Source organism: Leptospira kirschneri serovar Cynopteri str. 3522 CT (genome assembly GCF_000243695.2).
Classification (GTDB): Bacteria; Spirochaetota; Leptospiria; order Leptospirales; family Leptospiraceae; genus Leptospira; species Leptospira kirschneri.
Genome location: NZ_AHMN02000011.1, coordinates 482,891 through 498,675, shown reverse-complemented (window position 1 = coordinate 498,675; position 15,785 = coordinate 482,891). Strand labels below are relative to the sequence as shown.

The window sequence follows — 15,785 nt, the reverse complement described above, 5'->3', positions numbered from 1 at the left end:
TTTAAAATCATTAGAACATGTTTCAAAAAAAATTCGAAAATAAAATCCTCCAAAAACTGTCTTATTGGACAAAAAAAGTAAACGAGGTTATTACATACAATCAATATCATTTTGTTTTTTTTAATATTCTAATATTTATATTTTTATCAGCTTTCTCGTTTGATTGTAAAAAGAGCAATCCCGAACCAAATTTAAATAAAGAACTTACCGACCCTAAATACAAATTAGAAATCCTAAAAGATCAAGAAATTCTAAAATCGGAAATTAAAGAATCTTATAAAATTCAAAACTCTTCTCCTTCGGTTGAAAAAGCCATTCAAATCGCTCTGACGGAAATTAGAGACAACCCAAATAGACAGGACGATTCACTTCGTTATTCCTGCAGCCCAGAAGAAATCAGAAAAATCTATCTTCCCAATAACGTAAATCAAAACAATATAACAGCAAATTCTAAAATAGAAGATTCTATGTATCTGATTCGTTTAAGAAGAACCGCCGGTTTAGATAAAATCAGAAAACAGATTCAAAATACAAATGGGAATTTTAAAATTCTCCCGCTTAGTCAGCCGTATAACATACGTAAGCTGACTAATATCAACGGATATATCATCGGTGAATTCGATCTACAAATAGGATCCAAGACGATCCGAATCGAAGAGATCAAACTCGTTATAGAACATAAAAATCAATTTAAAGTTTGTACGTACGGAACATGAAACATAAAATTCTAAGCTTATTCTTTTTTCTCTCTCTGATGACAAGTCCTGTATTAGGTCAATCCACCGGTAAACTGGTTGGTAAAATCGTGGATTCGGAATCGGGAGATCCTGTTTTTGGAACTGTGATCATCGTTCGATCGATCAAAGCTGCTACTCGAAGCGACTTCGACGGTAAATACGAATTGAATCTTCCACCAGGCGAACATTCTGTAGAATTCCAAATGATAGGATTTGCCACTCAATTTAAAAAAGTTACGATCTCTCCGGGTGCTCGGGTTTCTATGAACGTAGTGATGGGAGCTCAGGTGTTGGATACGGTAGAAGTAAAAGGTAGAGGTCTTGAAAATTCTGAATCCGCCTTATTGGCTTTACAAAGAAAAAGCGGGGTTGTTTCCGATGCGATCAGCGAAGAAGCGATTAAAAAAAGTCCGGATTCTTCCGCTGGAGACGTTCTTAGAAGAGTAACGGGAATCACTCTTGTGGGTGGTAGATTTATTTTCGTACGAGGTTTAGGAGAAAGATATTCAAATACCATTTTAAACGATTCCGTAATACCTTCTCCCGAGCCAGATAAAAGAATCGTTCCTTTAGATTTATTTCCTGCGGGTGTGATTAAAAACATTAGAGTTATTAAAACCGCTTCCGCAGAAGACTCGGCGGAATTTTCCGGCGGTATCGTTAAAATCGAAACCAAAGAATATCCGGACACTCTTTCACTTTCCGTTTCCTTAGGTGTGGGAAAGAACACTCAGGTGGCCGGTCATAAATTCAAAACGTTTGATACCGGAGAAATGAACAATAACTTCGGTTTGGTTTCTAAAAAACAAGAGCTTCCAGATATGATCGCAGGTTTGCCAAAAGTGATTCCATTTGTGGAAGGAGATCGTTTTGGAGGAATTCCTACCAGTCTGATAAAAGTAGGAGCCTTGTCTTTTAACCAAGAATGGTCTCCAAAAGAAGAAGATTCCCCTTTTAACAAATCCTTTAGTATTTCCGCAGGAAATTCGTTTAAGACTGAAAAGTGGGGAAGATTTGGAATCCTTGCAGGAACCACGTATAACAGAAGTTATAACTATAGAGAAGAAGCAAATGCTCGTTTTCAAGCCTCCAATCCTATTTCCATTTATTTAAAAGATTCTAATATGTTACGTCCTCTGAATCAAAACAATCTCAAAATTTACGGGGAGGAAGTTCTTTGGGGTAACAATTTAAATTTAGCTTATGAACCTAAAATCGGACAACAGTTTTTTATAAAAACGTTATATTCGGTGCAGTCCGATAAAATTGTCCGAGAAGGAGACGGCTCCAATTACATTGACAACTTTAATTTTAAATCCACAAACCTAAACTTCATCAGTAGAACCATCTTCAACAACACATTAGGCGGAGAACACGAAGTCAGAGCCTTTAGCGCAAGACCTCATAAAGTGGAATGGAACGTCAATTACGCGTTAGCCGAAAGAGATGAACCAGACGCAAGAAATCAGGCTTGGTCTCAAGGTGGAACCGATCTTGCAAACGGTTATAGAAGATTGGGGAACAATCCGGACGGAACCAGATATTTTTCTAACACCGCAGATACCGTCAGAAGCCAGTCTTTGAAATACGAAATTCCTTTCAATCAATGGGACGGACTTCAAAGTAAGTTGAAGTTCGGAATCAGCAACTTAGATCGTTTTAAACATTTTGAATTTAGAGAAATCGCACAAAGAAACTTCACCGGTAGCGATAGAGACGTGATCTATCCGATTCCTGGAGAAGTAATTTATAATCCTTTGGCCTATGCAAATGGAAATAGAAAAATTTACGAACGTGCGTCCGGAAACAACGCATACGACGCTTCTCAAGCGTTACGCGCCGCTTTCGCTCAGTTAGAAGTTCCGATTCTTGCAAAATTAAAATCGATTGTAGGAGTCAGATACGAAGACAGTTATCAAAAAACCAAAACCTACGATCTTAAAAACAGTTGGAACGGCTTTAATACCAGCTACGGATGTAAAACTAATTCCGAAGAAGAAAGACTATTGTTAGTCAGGGCTAATATTTGCGATGCGACTAATGTTGGAATCGGGGAACTAAGGACAAAGGACAAACTTCCTTCTGCAAACGTGGTTTGGGAATTTGCAAAAGACATGAATCTTAGATTAGGTTATTCTCAAACCCTTACAAGACCGGATCTAAGAGAACTTTCTCCTTTCGGTTTTGCCGCCTACTTTCAAGCAGACAGAATTTTTGGAAATGCAAGTCTTCAAAGGACTTACATTCATAACTACGATCTTAGATGGGAATATTATATTACAAATACAGATTATATCGGAGTCGGTGCCTTTTTTAAAAATCTTTCCAATCCGATCGAGCTGATCGGTCTACCAGTTGCGGGAAGCGCAAGTTTAGTGTATAAATACGCAAACGCCCAACAAGCAACAATCCGAGGAATCGAATTAGATTATCGTAAAGAACTTCTTTGGTGGTTAAGAGTAGAGGCAAACGTTTTCTTTATCAAGTCAAGAGTGGACGTAATCGATTCTAAAATCTACGGTTTGATCACCACTGGACAAGTGGACCCTCTTTCGACATACGCGGCCTACTCCCCTACTACCCTCAATCGACCTCTACAAGGTCAATCTGACTTTGTAGCCAATTTGAAAGTAGACATGTTCGTAAGTAAAAGCAAAAAACATAATGTAGGATTTTATTATAATTACTTTAGCGATAGAATCGCACTGGTAGGATCAGACGGAGTTCCAAACGCAATCCAAAAAGGAACCGGAACCTCCGATGTGGTTTACACTTACAGACATAACGATCGTCTTGATTTTAGATCTTCCGTCAGAAACGTCATGAACACACAATTTAAAATCACACAAACAGATCCTTTAACAGGACAAGAATATGTATTTCAAAAATATAGAACCGGTTTGGACGTTTCCTTTTCCGCAACGTATAAATTATAAATTTCACCAAAGGCGATTTTCTCTTCGCGTATGCGAAGAGAAAATAATTCTGGGACAGACCAAAACACCGAGATGAAATTTGCTTCGTATATATAATTTTAAATTCTATTGATCCTGCTATCTTTAATTTTGATTGCAAAGCGTTGTTTGAATGTAAGCTATTTTGCACTTTGTCATCTAACTTACTACTCGGACGCATGAAAATAGTACTAAGTTATTAACGGCCGAATTTACGAAAAAAATAGTATTACTTAAAAAATACCACAAATTCGGGATTTACTGCATTTTAAAGCAGGACCAAAATATTCAAATTTTTGAAACAATCTAACCCAAGTATTCTATTCATGCGTCCGAGTAGTAACTCTGAACAACTTAAGAACTTGTCTCAAAACCTTATAATGGCATAAGTAAATACTTTATAAATTTATAATAAACTGCTCGAGTTCACTGTCATATCCGGATATTTACAAATTTTTCAGTTATTTTTAAATTCTAAAATAATGTGAGTTCACGTTAAATAAACCTGGGCGAATCCGGTTTGCCACAGGCAGCAAGACCGGACTCTTTAGCTCTGTCAATAAATTGCATTCAGAAAACGTTATATAAGAATCGTCTTTAGTTTTAATATAAAATGCGATCTGTCGAACGTTATGATGGAGAGTGAGACGCTGAGTTTCCAGAGCGACCGAGCGATGCATTGAGTTTCAGGAAAACGTTTTGCTGAGTTACTTCGAGCGCCCGTAGAACGAAACGCTGAGTTCAGAGAGCGAGACGGCCTTAGTTTGAGAGAACGTTCTACTAAAGTTCCCTCGCATTTGATCCCTTTCGCGCTCACTCACGTTAAATTAAAATTTTGTGTTTAGTTCGAAAAAAAATTGATAAAACGCTCCGTTTAGAAAGTTCGAAGAACCGTTTCTGGTATGGATATTCTTTTATTGAATGACTGTCAAAAAATTGAGTCTGCTTTGGTAGAAAATTCTGTTGGAACGGATTCCCTTTTGGTCCCGGATGATTATTGGAATCGTTTGAATTCTCAAGAGAGAAAAGCTCTTCGGAGCAAACTTCCCATTTTATTGAGAAAGTATTCTAAGCGGATCGCTTCGATGGAACGTCTTCATTATAAGGCAGGGAAAATCAAATACAATCGTGGCGTTGGCAAGATGAAAAAGTTTAGCATTCGTGTGAATACTGGGGTTTGGGCGAACTTGGGTGTGTTAGCGGCCGCCCATGGGGTTTCGAGATGTTATCTTTTCAATTACATGCTTTGGTTGGAGGACCTGGGTGGAGAGGAAGATTTTTTTGTGAAAACTTTGAACCAAGGAGTTCCTAGCTTTCATTGGACTTACAAAATGATCTGGAAGATAAACAGGAGACAAAATCTCATTTCGAGAGAATTACAATTCGAACCAAACCCAATGACGAACAAATATCCGTATTATCTTCATACGTCCTAGCAGTAAACATTGGAATACGCCTTGTTTATCATACACAAAGTGTCCTCTAAATCTTAGATCCGTAATCCTTTTGTAATCACTTAGTAACAAATCAAAGATATATTACAGAGACATTTTAATCGGAGACGTCGATGAAATTTTTCTCTATAAAAAAAGAATTCAAATGGGTGTTCGTAGCACAGATCCTTTCTGGAATGATTTCAATTTCCACATCTGTAATATTCGCACAAGATAAAACACCGGAACAAACACAAACCACTCCCACAACTGAAACATCTAAAACCGAAACTCCCAAAGCAGACAAAAGCTGGGGATTTGTAGATCTTTTTCTCTTAGGCGGTTGGACCATGTATCCTTTAGCACTTTCTTCAATCGTAGCGTTAGGAATCATATTTGAAAGAATTTATTTCCTAGCTACAGCAAAACTTCTTCCCAAAGGATACAACATAGACTTAGGCGAAACCATGGACTCAAAAGGTTTGGACTCGGTTCGCGGATTTCTAGACGAAAGAAAAGACTATAAAATCACTCAAGTTTTAGCGGGTGGAATCGAAGTATCTTCCGGAGACGCTGAAATTTTCGCAAAAGGTGTAGAAAGAGAAGCGGCGGAAGTAATTACCGTATTGGAAAGAGGACTTGTAATCCTTGCTGCAGTTTCTACGATCGCTCCTTTGATCGGATTTTTAGGAACCGTTTCCGGTATGATCAACGCATTTGACGCAATCGCAAACGCGGATCAAGTAAACGCAAAAGTAGTCGCTGGTGGTATTAAAGAAGCGTTAATTACAACTGCTGCGGGTTTGATCGTTGCGATCCCTGCAATGACATTCCATCAATACCTGACTTCTAGAATCGACGGTTTTACTTCCGAAATCGAAGAAGCAGCAAACAGGATATATAAGGAATTCTTAAAAAGAAATTCCCAAAAAGTATAATCGTTTTTTTGAATGAAGGTATCCTTATGATCCGAATCAAAAAGAAACGCACCTTAGAGGAAATATCCGCGTCTTCAATGTCGGATATCGCATTTCTATTATTGGTGTTTTTTATGGTGACCGCCGTATTCTTCGTAAAAGAAGGATTGAACATTCAACTTCCCAGAAAGAACTCAAACCCTACGTTGATTTTACGAGAAAACATCTACGAAATTTTGGTAACAGGCGATTTGGTTAAGATGAAAAATAAATCGATTGGAACTAAAGAATATAGGAACCTAATCGATTTTAGACAAGAACTCAATCTGATGGAAATCCCAGATATAGAAAACAAAGTCGCATTAATAAAAACGACCGGAGATACAAAATACGGCAACATGTTAGACGCGTTATCCGCCGTTCAAATTCGAGGATTTAAACAGATCTCCGTAAAAAGGCTGAAATAAAATATGAGTTTAAAAAAGAAAAAAAATCCACCTTCGATCCCAGTCAGCTCAATGGCGGACATCGCATTTTTACTTTTGGTTTTTTTTATGGTTACTTCCGTTTTAGATACGGACCCGGATCTACCGATTGCTCTTCCAGACGTTCCAGGTGGAGAACAGTTAAATAAAAAAATAGCAAACCTATATCTAGGCGCGGATAAAGCGGTATATTTCAATCAAGTCAAAATGCCTTTGAACGAAGCGATTAATCACGTAAGAGCCAAACTTACTACTACTCCCGATCTTAAAGTTCTGATCCACGCAGATAAAAATTTACCATATGCAGAATTAGACGGCACCTTTGAACTTTTGAAAGAAGCAGGTGCATTGAAAATATCCCTAGTCACAAAAACCACTCAAGGCGGAGGCCTTTGATCGATGGTAACATCTAACTCTACAATTACCATCGCGAAAAAGAGTAGGTTCAGAAGATGGATTGATCGTTATCGGATGGAATTTTTTCTTTCCGTCTCCTTTCTTCTACAAATATTCATTCTATTTTTTTGGTACACACCTTCCGTTCAATTCGATCGATTGGATCGGCTTGTAGATGAAGTTGCATTTGTAGACAACTTAGTCATTCAAGAACCAAACGTTGGAGAAGCAGCAGACGACGGAGAATTTGAAGTAACCGATACAATTAAAAAAAAGGAAGATCCTAGAATTGCAGGCGCACAAGACGCAATCATTTCCGGCGCAACCGCTCCGGTAGATCTAACTCCGAATATCACTCCAGATTATCCCGACGAAGCCAGATCTGCAGGTATTACCGGAACCTCTACTTTAGAGGTAATCATTGCAGAGAATGGACAAGTGTTAAGAGTTCGTTCTGTCGGAAAATCCCTTGGGTTCGGTTTAGACGAAGCAGCAATCGAAGCATTCTACAAAAAAAGATATTCTCCTTCCATTTTGGACGGCAAGCCGATCACAGTCAAAGTTTTGATTCCGGTTCGATTTAGTCTTTACTAATATATATAAATTAGAATATTCTATAAAGCAATACAACGGAAACAGATCAAGAATTAACTTTTCAACAACTCTAATGAACAAAAAATATAAACCGCCTTTATTATCAGCTCAGAACTATATAATACAGTACCGATTCAATAGTTTACGCTTTAATAATGTGACTTGGGTATAAGAAAACACGGACTAATGCCTCTCTAAGGATCGGCGTTCAGGGAGTCGTTACATTGAGTTTTATACGCCAAGATTTTCAACCATCGAATTCACGTTGATTTAGGTTCTAAAAAAACAGATAAAAGTAAACATAGTCAACCAACCTTTTTTCTATTTTTTCAAATCTAACTCAATTTGTGTCAAGAACACAAAAAGTCTTGTCTTTATATATTAGAATATCTTATTTTTTTAAAATATATATAAATTACAAAAATGTATTCCGGCAACAATCAGAAACGTTGAGCTTCCAGAACAAACGTATAACTCGTAGCAGCTCGTGATCCGAACCCATTCAATCCTACATTGAAAGACTCTAAAATTTGCGGAGACACGTTTTGTTACCTTTAAAAAGGTAAAACTCACGTTATTTAAATTTCTTTTTCATCCACTCTGTAAATATCTTACGTTTAAGAGAAGAATTAGAATTCTCTAAAGCAGCATGAGGATTGTATAAATATTCTTTTCCAAGAGAATATCTTTTTACAGCTAAATCCGTTTTAGCTCCGTACTTCAATAATAATTGCAATGAATTTATGGATGTTTCTTTACTGTCCTCTAAACAAAGTATTAAAAAAGTATCTTCTTCAATCCCATCGATCCAGCGACCGTTGACGAATACGCTTTTTTTAAATCCATAGATCCGATTGGGATCCAATCCCGCTTGTAACAATTTTTCAAGTATCTTAGAAGATCGGAGCACGGTAAGGATCATCTTTCGATCAGATGCAAAATATATACTAAAATCGGAAATATACTCTCCTACAAACTGTACAGAATCGGGATTATCACTATCTATTGCTTTTTTAAATAAATTTTCGATGGAGATTTTTGTTTCTTTCGGAAATTCTCGAAACACTTTTTCCAAAGCAGTATAATGATAAGATACAACTCCGGATGAAATCGCTTCTTTCCAAACTGGATCCAAACTTTTTTTTAAATGAGTAAAATCCTTACGAATCATTCTATCTAGTTCCAATAAAATTTGAATTTGGTTTTTCCAAAATTCTTGATTTGTTTTTGGAAGTCCTAAGTTTGAACGGACTTCGAAAGATTCAAAAGTACTTTGAGAACTAGGGCTTATGACAAAATCAGGATAAAGTCCATCTCGACTCCGTTCCGAATAAAAAGAAGCAATCTCCTGGAACAAAATGGCTGTGTCTTTTGGATCTGAAAATTCATCTAAAATTTTCTTTAAAACGTCCGGATTACGAATGAGTCCCCCTTTAGAAAAATAATTTCTCCATACGATTTCAAAATAATTTTTCCATAAATCTTCATCATTTATAGATTTTAATTTTGGATGTTCCCTAAATTGTTCATAGACTATACCTACAATTTCAACGTGTTGTTTCAATTGTAATCCTGGGTCTATTTTACCGTTATACGAAACTGACATCAAATATTCTAAATCTTTATTGAGAGCAATTCCTTTCTTTTGTAAATGTAAAACTTTTTCTTCTAAACGTGAGATAGACATTAGCAACTTTATATATATGTATTTACTATCTTTTTCTAGAATTTCTAAAGTCAAACTTAGAATGTCGTTCGAAGAATTCTTTGCTATAAAAGTATAAAGTTTTTCTTTCCGCGTGTTATAATACCAACTTTTAGATCCAGGTGAACCGGATTCCACATATAAGTAATAAGGAAAAGATACCGGTAAAAGAATGGTATCGAACACTAAGGTAAAAGGAAGATCGATTAGAATCAATACGTCCCAAAAACTTTTTGAAAATGGCTTAGGAGGACATGTTTCCCAGATCAAACGTTCAAAAGCAAGTACCGCTCCAGAATACGGATAAAATTTTTCTTTCCCTTTAAAAGTATATACAATAGCCGATGTACTATTGCAACTGAATTGTAATATAATGAAAACCGATACAATAAACTTAATAAACATAAAAAAACCAATTTATCCTATATTATAAAAATAAAATTTAACTCGTTATAAAACTCTATTACTGAGAATTACACAATACGTTGTTGAAAATTTAGCTTCCAAGTAACGATTTGTCAAAAAATTCAAAATTATCCTATTACTCAGACATCTGTAAAAATCTAAAAACAGTTTGGAATCTCCCTAAAATTCTTTCAAAGAAATACGCTCATTCAAAATATATTCAACAAATTGAAAATAAAAACATTGAATCTATTTAAGTTCATTTTCATACTATAAGTCATAACGCGAAAGGGATCGATGCGGGGGAACTAAAGCAGAACGCTCTCTATGGATCGCGTTCTAAATTGTAAATTAAGACGATATATTGCATTACGTTTCTTTTATACAATTTATTGACCAGAGCTAAAGAGCCCGGTCCGGTTTGCTTGTGGCAAGCCGGATTCGCCTCGATTTTCTTACGTCGATCTCACTTACATTAGAATTATCACAAAATCGGCCCTCTTCCGTTTTTTTCATCAAACCGAATCAACAGTTAATCGTAGATACGTTTTTTCAAAAACTCCATTTATACACAGTTCATTCTTAATCTCAAATAACATTCAAAAAAAATATAAAGAACCTAATATGTTTTTGTTTTATTCATCCTATTGCTGATCTCTATAAAAATAAGCATCGTTAATTCTATCACAAAACGCCGATTCCATGTAAAACATTAGGTACTTATTATATAGTTATGAGTAATATCATTGTTCCAAGTTCGTTTGTTTTTTTATTGCCTAACACAGACTAGTTTTCTGGAAATACTACAATCCAAAGTGAATCCTGACCCGATAGAAGCATTAGAAATGGTATTTCCGATACCGAACTGTCCATTACTAACGGCAGTTCCATCCGTCCAGTTAGCACAGTGATCCGGACTGGAAATCCAATCGTTTTCTATTCCCGTCCACCAAGTAGTAGCAGCATTAGAATCAATCGAACTAAGAGATGGAAAAATTACAATCCCCGCAGGATTAGTAGTAAATACTTTTACAGGAGAAGTGACCGTTCCCTTATAATATTCTTGATTAGGCAAAAGAACCCAATTTGTATTTTCCACAGAGTTGGTACAATTAGGAGTAGCATTACAAGCTCTTCGTATAGGAGCCACCGTCGAAGCAATCAAAGCCTTATAGTCGGTCCCGTTTCCGGGTAAAGAAGTAAAGTTCGTGTTTTTTTCGTTCGTACAAATGTTGTCCGCCCCGGTCACGGCCCCCGCACCTAATTGTCCGGTTGTTCCTGTAACGGTGACAAAAATATATTTCAATTCGAGATTAGGATCAGAAACGTTATTTGTATTGTTTGCATTCAACAAAGGTAACAACAAAAGGCTCGAATTAAAATCCGGAAACGGAACCGAACAACTCGATAAGAAACAAAACATAATCAAAAAAGAATATATTATTTTTTGAATGTTTTTAATCCAATTACTAAAAATATAAATTTCATTCCACAAAGAGGGAACCTTTTTTAAGAAATCGATTTTTTGTGCGATCATTCTAATTCCCTCCTAAAACTGATTTCAAACCTTCCCAAAGAAAACAAAACGTTTGGTTGTATATAAGAATCGTTTCCTCTGAATATACTTTCCGGTTTGGATTCTATCAAAACGGTAGTAGAATGAAAAGAACGTTTTTCCAACCATACATTTAAACCGTAACTCAAAATAGCTAAAAGACCTATACTCACCTGATTATTTTGATGTCTTTCATATTCCTTTTTATCTCCGTCTCTTTGATGAAGAAAATAGATCGATAACGGCAAGGGCGCATAAAAAGAAACTAATGTTAAAAACGTGGGATCATTCGTGGCGGATTGTGCAAAAGAATTACCTGCGACTCTTTCCGCGTTACCCGCAACTGCGAGCGCACCAAACCACAAAAAGATCAAAGAGGTCTTGATATATTCTTTTCTTTCGATCGGTAACAAACCAGGAACCCATACCTTCCAAGTGGAAACACCCGTGGCAGCCAATTTTTTTTCCGCCTCCACAACACTCTTGGGCCTGTCTTGTTCCACTTGAAAAGAAGACCACTGACTCCAAGAAGACGGTTTTCCGAAACGGTTCAGAGCCGAAATTCTAAATTCGTATTCACCCGCAGGAATTAAAAATTCCAAACTACTAGTAGCCGTTTTTTCTTCGGCTACAAGGGTTTCAGGACTGGAAACCTTTCTGACTTCCACCTTATAACCGTTATTCCCTTTCACTTCGTTCCATTCTATGTAATAGGTATACTTTCTTTCTTCTGAATATGCAGAATAACTAATAAACAAACAAAAAAGAACCAAAATTTTTAAGACTACAGATCTCAATCCGTCACTCTCCTTTTTTACCAGTTGTTTTCGTTTCGGGAGTCGCTAAGTCCTCTCTCAAAACGATCGTAAATTCCGCCTTGTTTTGATTGGATTCGTTTCCTTCTTGAATCAATGCCCACCGAAATTTTCCAACGTCTAAAATACTTAGATCCGTTAAGCGAAAAGATTCTCCATTTACAGATCTTTTGAATATAGGCTCCCCGTTTTTTCCATAAAGATTTAGATTCCATTTCTCCGTTTTAGAATTAGAGTTATGTTTCCATCTAAATACGATCGAATTTCGTCCCGTCATATCCACGGTCCCACCGTGAATAGGATATACCAATTTAGGAATTCTCTCTATCTCATTTCCGTTAAAATCATCTTTATTTTTTTGAACTGCTTCAATAGAAATAGTTTCAGAACTTATAATAGACTTTATATCCTCTATAGAAAAAGATCTAACTTCGGATACAGAAGACATATTTGATAAATTAGAAAAAGTTTTTACTCTCCAATGATACCTACCTACGGACAAAGGAATAGAAATCGAAGTTTTAAAAACCGTAATTTTTTTGAGTTCAGATTTAAAATCAGAAGATTGCGAAATTTCTAAAATATAACCGGTAGCCAACTGTGAAGGTTTCCAACGAAAAGATTGTAACGCGCTTCCTTCCAGAGTTGTATTTTTCAAAGGAAACAATAAGGTCACGGGAGGATTAGGAAGAATTCTGAATTTACGAACTTCGGAAAATTTTTTCCTATCAGAAGAAACGAGTCTCCAATAATAAATCCCTTCCGGAAAACTTTCCTCCGTAAAATCCCCTTTAATTTCCTTTTTAAAAATCAAAGAATTAAAATTTCGGTTTAATGAAATTTCTAATAAACCGACAAAGCCAGAATCGGATTTCCAACGAAACCTAATTTTGGCATCTCCGGTTTCCGGAAAAAACCGATTATTATCCACGGGCTCCAATAATTTCCATTCTTGCTGGATCGGTATAACTGTATCCTTCCCTACTCTGACAGATTCTCCTTCCCGGATCAAACCCATATGTCCTTCGGAATCGGTCCATCTTAGATTTCCTTTGGTGGATTCCACAACGTCGTTATCATTTCGCGTTATACGAAATATACCGTGTTCGTCGCTGGACTTTAAAACGGTTTTTCCGGAAATCAAACTCATGGAATGATCGGTTTGTATTTTTACAGAACCTTCTTCCAGTTTTAAAAGTTCCTCTTCTTCCTTAAGATGAATCACGATCATAGATCTAGGATCTAACTCAAACTTAGTTCCAGATTTTAAAGTAACGATCGCTTCCGAAAGTTCGTCGGTTCTGACAGAATCCTGATTAAAAATAGGAAAGTTTTGTTCCACATCTTGCCAGATCATATGATCCGAAAATTTTCTCTGAGCGGTTCTGTATTTAAAAGTGATGTTTCCGACCGCCTCTCTTTTTCCGAAATCCACGGCACCTTCTTTCCAAAAAAGAAAAAAAGAACCTCCTAAAACAAGCAGAGACAGAATCCCTACAAGAATTTCCTTGTTGAATTTAGAATAAAAATTCATGCCAAAGACCGAGAAGGATTTTCAGGGTCCGGAATTCCGCATAACGTTCGTAATTCTTCTAAAGACTTAGGACAATCCTGATCTTCTTTCCAGCCTAACACCGCATAGACGATCTGTGGTTTTTCCTTGCCTCGGATCCAAACGGCCGGAAGTTCCACAAAATTAAAATGATCCTTTGCTTGTTGATACGTACTTTCTGAAATTAAGATGTCCGTACCAAATTCCTTATTTAAATATTCGATTCTAGAGGCGAGATTGACCGTATCTCCGATGACCGTAAATTCTAACTTCTTTTCGGAACCAATCTGCCCAACGATCACCGGTCCGGAATTGATACCACAACCAAAACGAGTAAAAGGGCGACCGATCTCTTTTCCTTTTAGATTAAATTCTATCAACGCCCTTCTCATCAACAAAGCGGCGTTAATCGAATTTTTAGCCTCATTTCCATCGTGGACCAAAGCTCCCCAGTGAGCCATCACGGCGTCGCCTATAAATTTATCCACAATTCCTTGAGTTAGATAAATACATTCCACCATTTCAGTGAAGTACTGATTTAAGAATTCAACCACCTCTTCCGGTTTCATCTTTTCAGACATTCCGGTAAAATTTCTAAGATCGGAAAAAAATACCGTAACTTCCCTATTTTCTCCTCCCAATTTTAAATCGGAAGATAACGCGCGTTCGGCGATCTCTTTATTTACAAATTTTCCGAACGTATTTTTAATTTTTTCCCTTTCTTCCAATCCTCTCGCCATTCTTAAAAACGAATTGGTTAAAACTCCCACTTCGTCGTGTGTAGTTGCACGAATATCCACGGCATAATTCCCTTGTTCTACCTTCTTAGTCGCGGAAAGAAGTTGAATGATCGGAATCGTAAGAGTTCTTGAAAAAATGAACACTACAAAAAACGCAACCGACAAAACAGAAATCATAATCAAAAGATTTTGTCTTCTGATCTTATACACCGCTTCAAAGGCAATATCAGCGTCTAACGTGGAAATAATCCCTAAACCACCTACTTCCAATTGTTGATAAGAACCTAATACTTCTCTACCTTCGAAATCGAATCGTTGAGAACCGTTGTCCGAAGGACTACGTAACATATTTTCCACAAGAGGATGTTTTTTATAATCCTTTCCAGAAACCGCCTCCTTATCGTTAGAATGAGCGATCAAGTTTCCGGAAGAATCCACTACGATCATTTGAAAAAAATCGGTTTGTCTAACACTGAGAAAAGAACCTAAAAATTCGGAAGCGGAAAAAACCAAACCTGAAATTTCGGCTCCCACTGGAAGTAAAACGGCAACCGCGGGAAAACCAAACTCAGAAGAAACATTCAATATTTCTAATGTATTAGGTAAACGGGAAAAAGATTTTTCCAACGTTTTTTTTAGATTTGTAGGATCAGGTGCAACCGAATTAGACTTTAAGAATTTTGAATTCCAAAAAAGGGAATCGATCTCCAAAGTGGAATTTAAGGTTTTGTTTTTAAAACGTACATATGCCACCGCGTTGGAATTGGTTCTAAAAAACTTTTCGGAATCTTCGGAACGAAAATCCTGAATTTTACGTGTGGTTTCTTTCAATTGTCCGCTCAACTGAATACCCGTCATCCTAGCAAGAGATAGATTGTATTCCTGAATGAGAATTTCGCTGTATTTCCTAAAAAAATACGTGGCCATCGTAATCATCAGACTCATACTAAGAGTGATGATCGCGGAAACGATAGAAAGTAGTTTTACACGAATCGTAAACCTGGATGGGCGAAACGGTTCGAATTCGTTACCGTGTATCTGTCGGAAATGATTTAGAAAATCATAATATTTTGATTCGATTTGGGAAAGTTCCGGACCTTCGGTCCAAACCAAACAGTTTGCGTTTCTGGAACGGCTTTCCAGATAACGAAAAAATTTAGAAGAAGATTCTACGTTTGTGGAAAGTATTTTATCCTTGTCCGCGGATGAAATAGTAAAACCGGCTTGTTTGAAATCTTTTATAAGTTTTAAAAAGTCTCCAGACTTTTTTAGAGATAGAGCTTGTTCCGCAGAAAGACAAAAAATGATTTCTCGAATTCCAAAAGAAAGTTTTTCCGAAATCAGACTTCGTATGATCAGATCCAGATCCTGCAAATCGGAATGAAGATTTGGTAGTTCTTCCCAACGAACCGATTTGTCACTTTTATTTTTCCACCGATTCAACATCCCAGTCTGGAGCAGAATAAGAAGGTTTTATCTTCTGTCATTCTAAAATCT

Annotated in this window: 12 protein-coding genes; 7 read left to right on the top strand and 5 right to left on the bottom strand. The window is 36.7% G+C overall.

Features of this window, described 5'->3' with window-relative positions:
• Window positions 1-17: 17 nt before the first annotated feature.
• The 7 genes from LEP1GSC049_RS211675 to LEP1GSC049_RS211705 all read left to right on the top strand — a co-directional run bounded on the left by LEP1GSC049_RS211675 (window position 18) and on the right by LEP1GSC049_RS211705 (window position 7,516).
• A complete protein-coding gene (locus LEP1GSC049_RS211675) occupies window positions 18-716 on the top strand; it encodes an LA3241 family PerA/PerB upregulated protein (protein WP_004782217.1) in 699 nt (232 codons plus the stop codon).
• Window positions 713-3,673 carry a TonB-dependent receptor gene (locus tag LEP1GSC049_RS211680; protein ID WP_004761126.1) on the top strand — a complete coding sequence of 987 codons (2,961 nt, stop codon included), beginning with the start codon at window positions 713-715 and terminating at the stop codon, window positions 3,671-3,673. Before LEP1GSC049_RS211675 ends, LEP1GSC049_RS211680 begins: the two co-directional genes overlap by 4 nt.
• A 920-nt stretch (window positions 3,674-4,593) precedes the next feature.
• Window positions 4,594-5,127: a DUF1564 domain-containing protein gene (locus LEP1GSC049_RS211685; RefSeq protein WP_016560964.1), complete on the top strand. Its 534-nt coding sequence runs from the start codon at window positions 4,594-4,596 to the stop codon at window positions 5,125-5,127.
• 131 nt (window positions 5,128-5,258) lie between these two features.
• Window positions 5,259-6,062 carry a MotA/TolQ/ExbB proton channel family protein gene (locus LEP1GSC049_RS211690; protein WP_016560935.1) on the top strand — a complete coding sequence of 268 codons (804 nt, stop codon included), beginning with the start codon at window positions 5,259-5,261 and terminating at the stop codon, window positions 6,060-6,062.
• 26 nt (window positions 6,063-6,088) lie between these two features.
• Window positions 6,089-6,508 carry an ExbD/TolR family protein gene (locus LEP1GSC049_RS211695; RefSeq protein WP_004755726.1) on the top strand — a complete coding sequence of 140 codons (420 nt, stop codon included), beginning with the start codon at window positions 6,089-6,091 and terminating at the stop codon, window positions 6,506-6,508.
• Between the two features lie 3 nt (window positions 6,509-6,511).
• On the top strand, window positions 6,512-6,922 hold the full coding sequence (locus LEP1GSC049_RS211700) for an ExbD/TolR family protein (RefSeq protein ID WP_004755781.1): 411 nt from the start codon (window positions 6,512-6,514) through the stop codon (window positions 6,920-6,922).
• Window positions 6,923-6,925: 3 nt separating this feature from the next.
• Entirely contained in the window at window positions 6,926-7,516 is a 591-nt protein-coding gene (locus LEP1GSC049_RS211705) for an energy transducer TonB (protein ID WP_004770213.1), read from the top strand.
• A gap of 574 nt (window positions 7,517-8,090) precedes the next feature.
• Here LEP1GSC049_RS211705 and LEP1GSC049_RS211710 read toward each other — a convergent pair.
• The 5 genes from LEP1GSC049_RS211710 to LEP1GSC049_RS211730 all read right to left on the bottom strand — a co-directional run bounded on the left by LEP1GSC049_RS211710 (window position 8,091) and on the right by LEP1GSC049_RS211730 (window position 15,734).
• Window positions 8,091-9,626, bottom strand: a complete 1,536-nt coding sequence (locus LEP1GSC049_RS211710) for a YceK/YidQ family lipoprotein (RefSeq protein WP_016560988.1) — start codon at window positions 9,624-9,626, stop codon at window positions 8,091-8,093.
• A 769-nt stretch (window positions 9,627-10,395) separates the two neighbouring features.
• Complete coding sequence (locus tag LEP1GSC049_RS211715) at window positions 10,396-11,163, bottom strand: DUF1554 domain-containing protein (RefSeq protein WP_004762579.1); 768 nt, start codon at window positions 11,161-11,163, stop codon at window positions 10,396-10,398.
• Entirely contained in the window at window positions 11,160-11,978 is an 819-nt protein-coding gene (locus LEP1GSC049_RS211720; protein WP_004755715.1) for a fibronectin type III domain-containing protein, read from the bottom strand. The genes LEP1GSC049_RS211715 and LEP1GSC049_RS211720 overlap by 4 nt, the downstream gene beginning before the upstream one ends.
• A gap of 4 nt (window positions 11,979-11,982) precedes the next feature.
• The gene (locus tag LEP1GSC049_RS211725; protein ID WP_004755826.1) at window positions 11,983-13,530 is read right to left on the bottom strand and encodes a hypothetical protein; all 1,548 of its coding nucleotides are present in this window, start codon (window positions 13,528-13,530) and stop codon (window positions 11,983-11,985) included.
• Window positions 13,527-15,734, bottom strand: a complete 2,208-nt coding sequence (locus tag LEP1GSC049_RS211730) for an adenylate/guanylate cyclase domain-containing protein (protein ID WP_004757058.1) — start codon at window positions 15,732-15,734, stop codon at window positions 13,527-13,529. Before LEP1GSC049_RS211730 ends, LEP1GSC049_RS211725 begins: the two co-directional genes overlap by 4 nt.
• Between the last annotated feature and the right edge of the window lie 51 nt (window positions 15,735-15,785).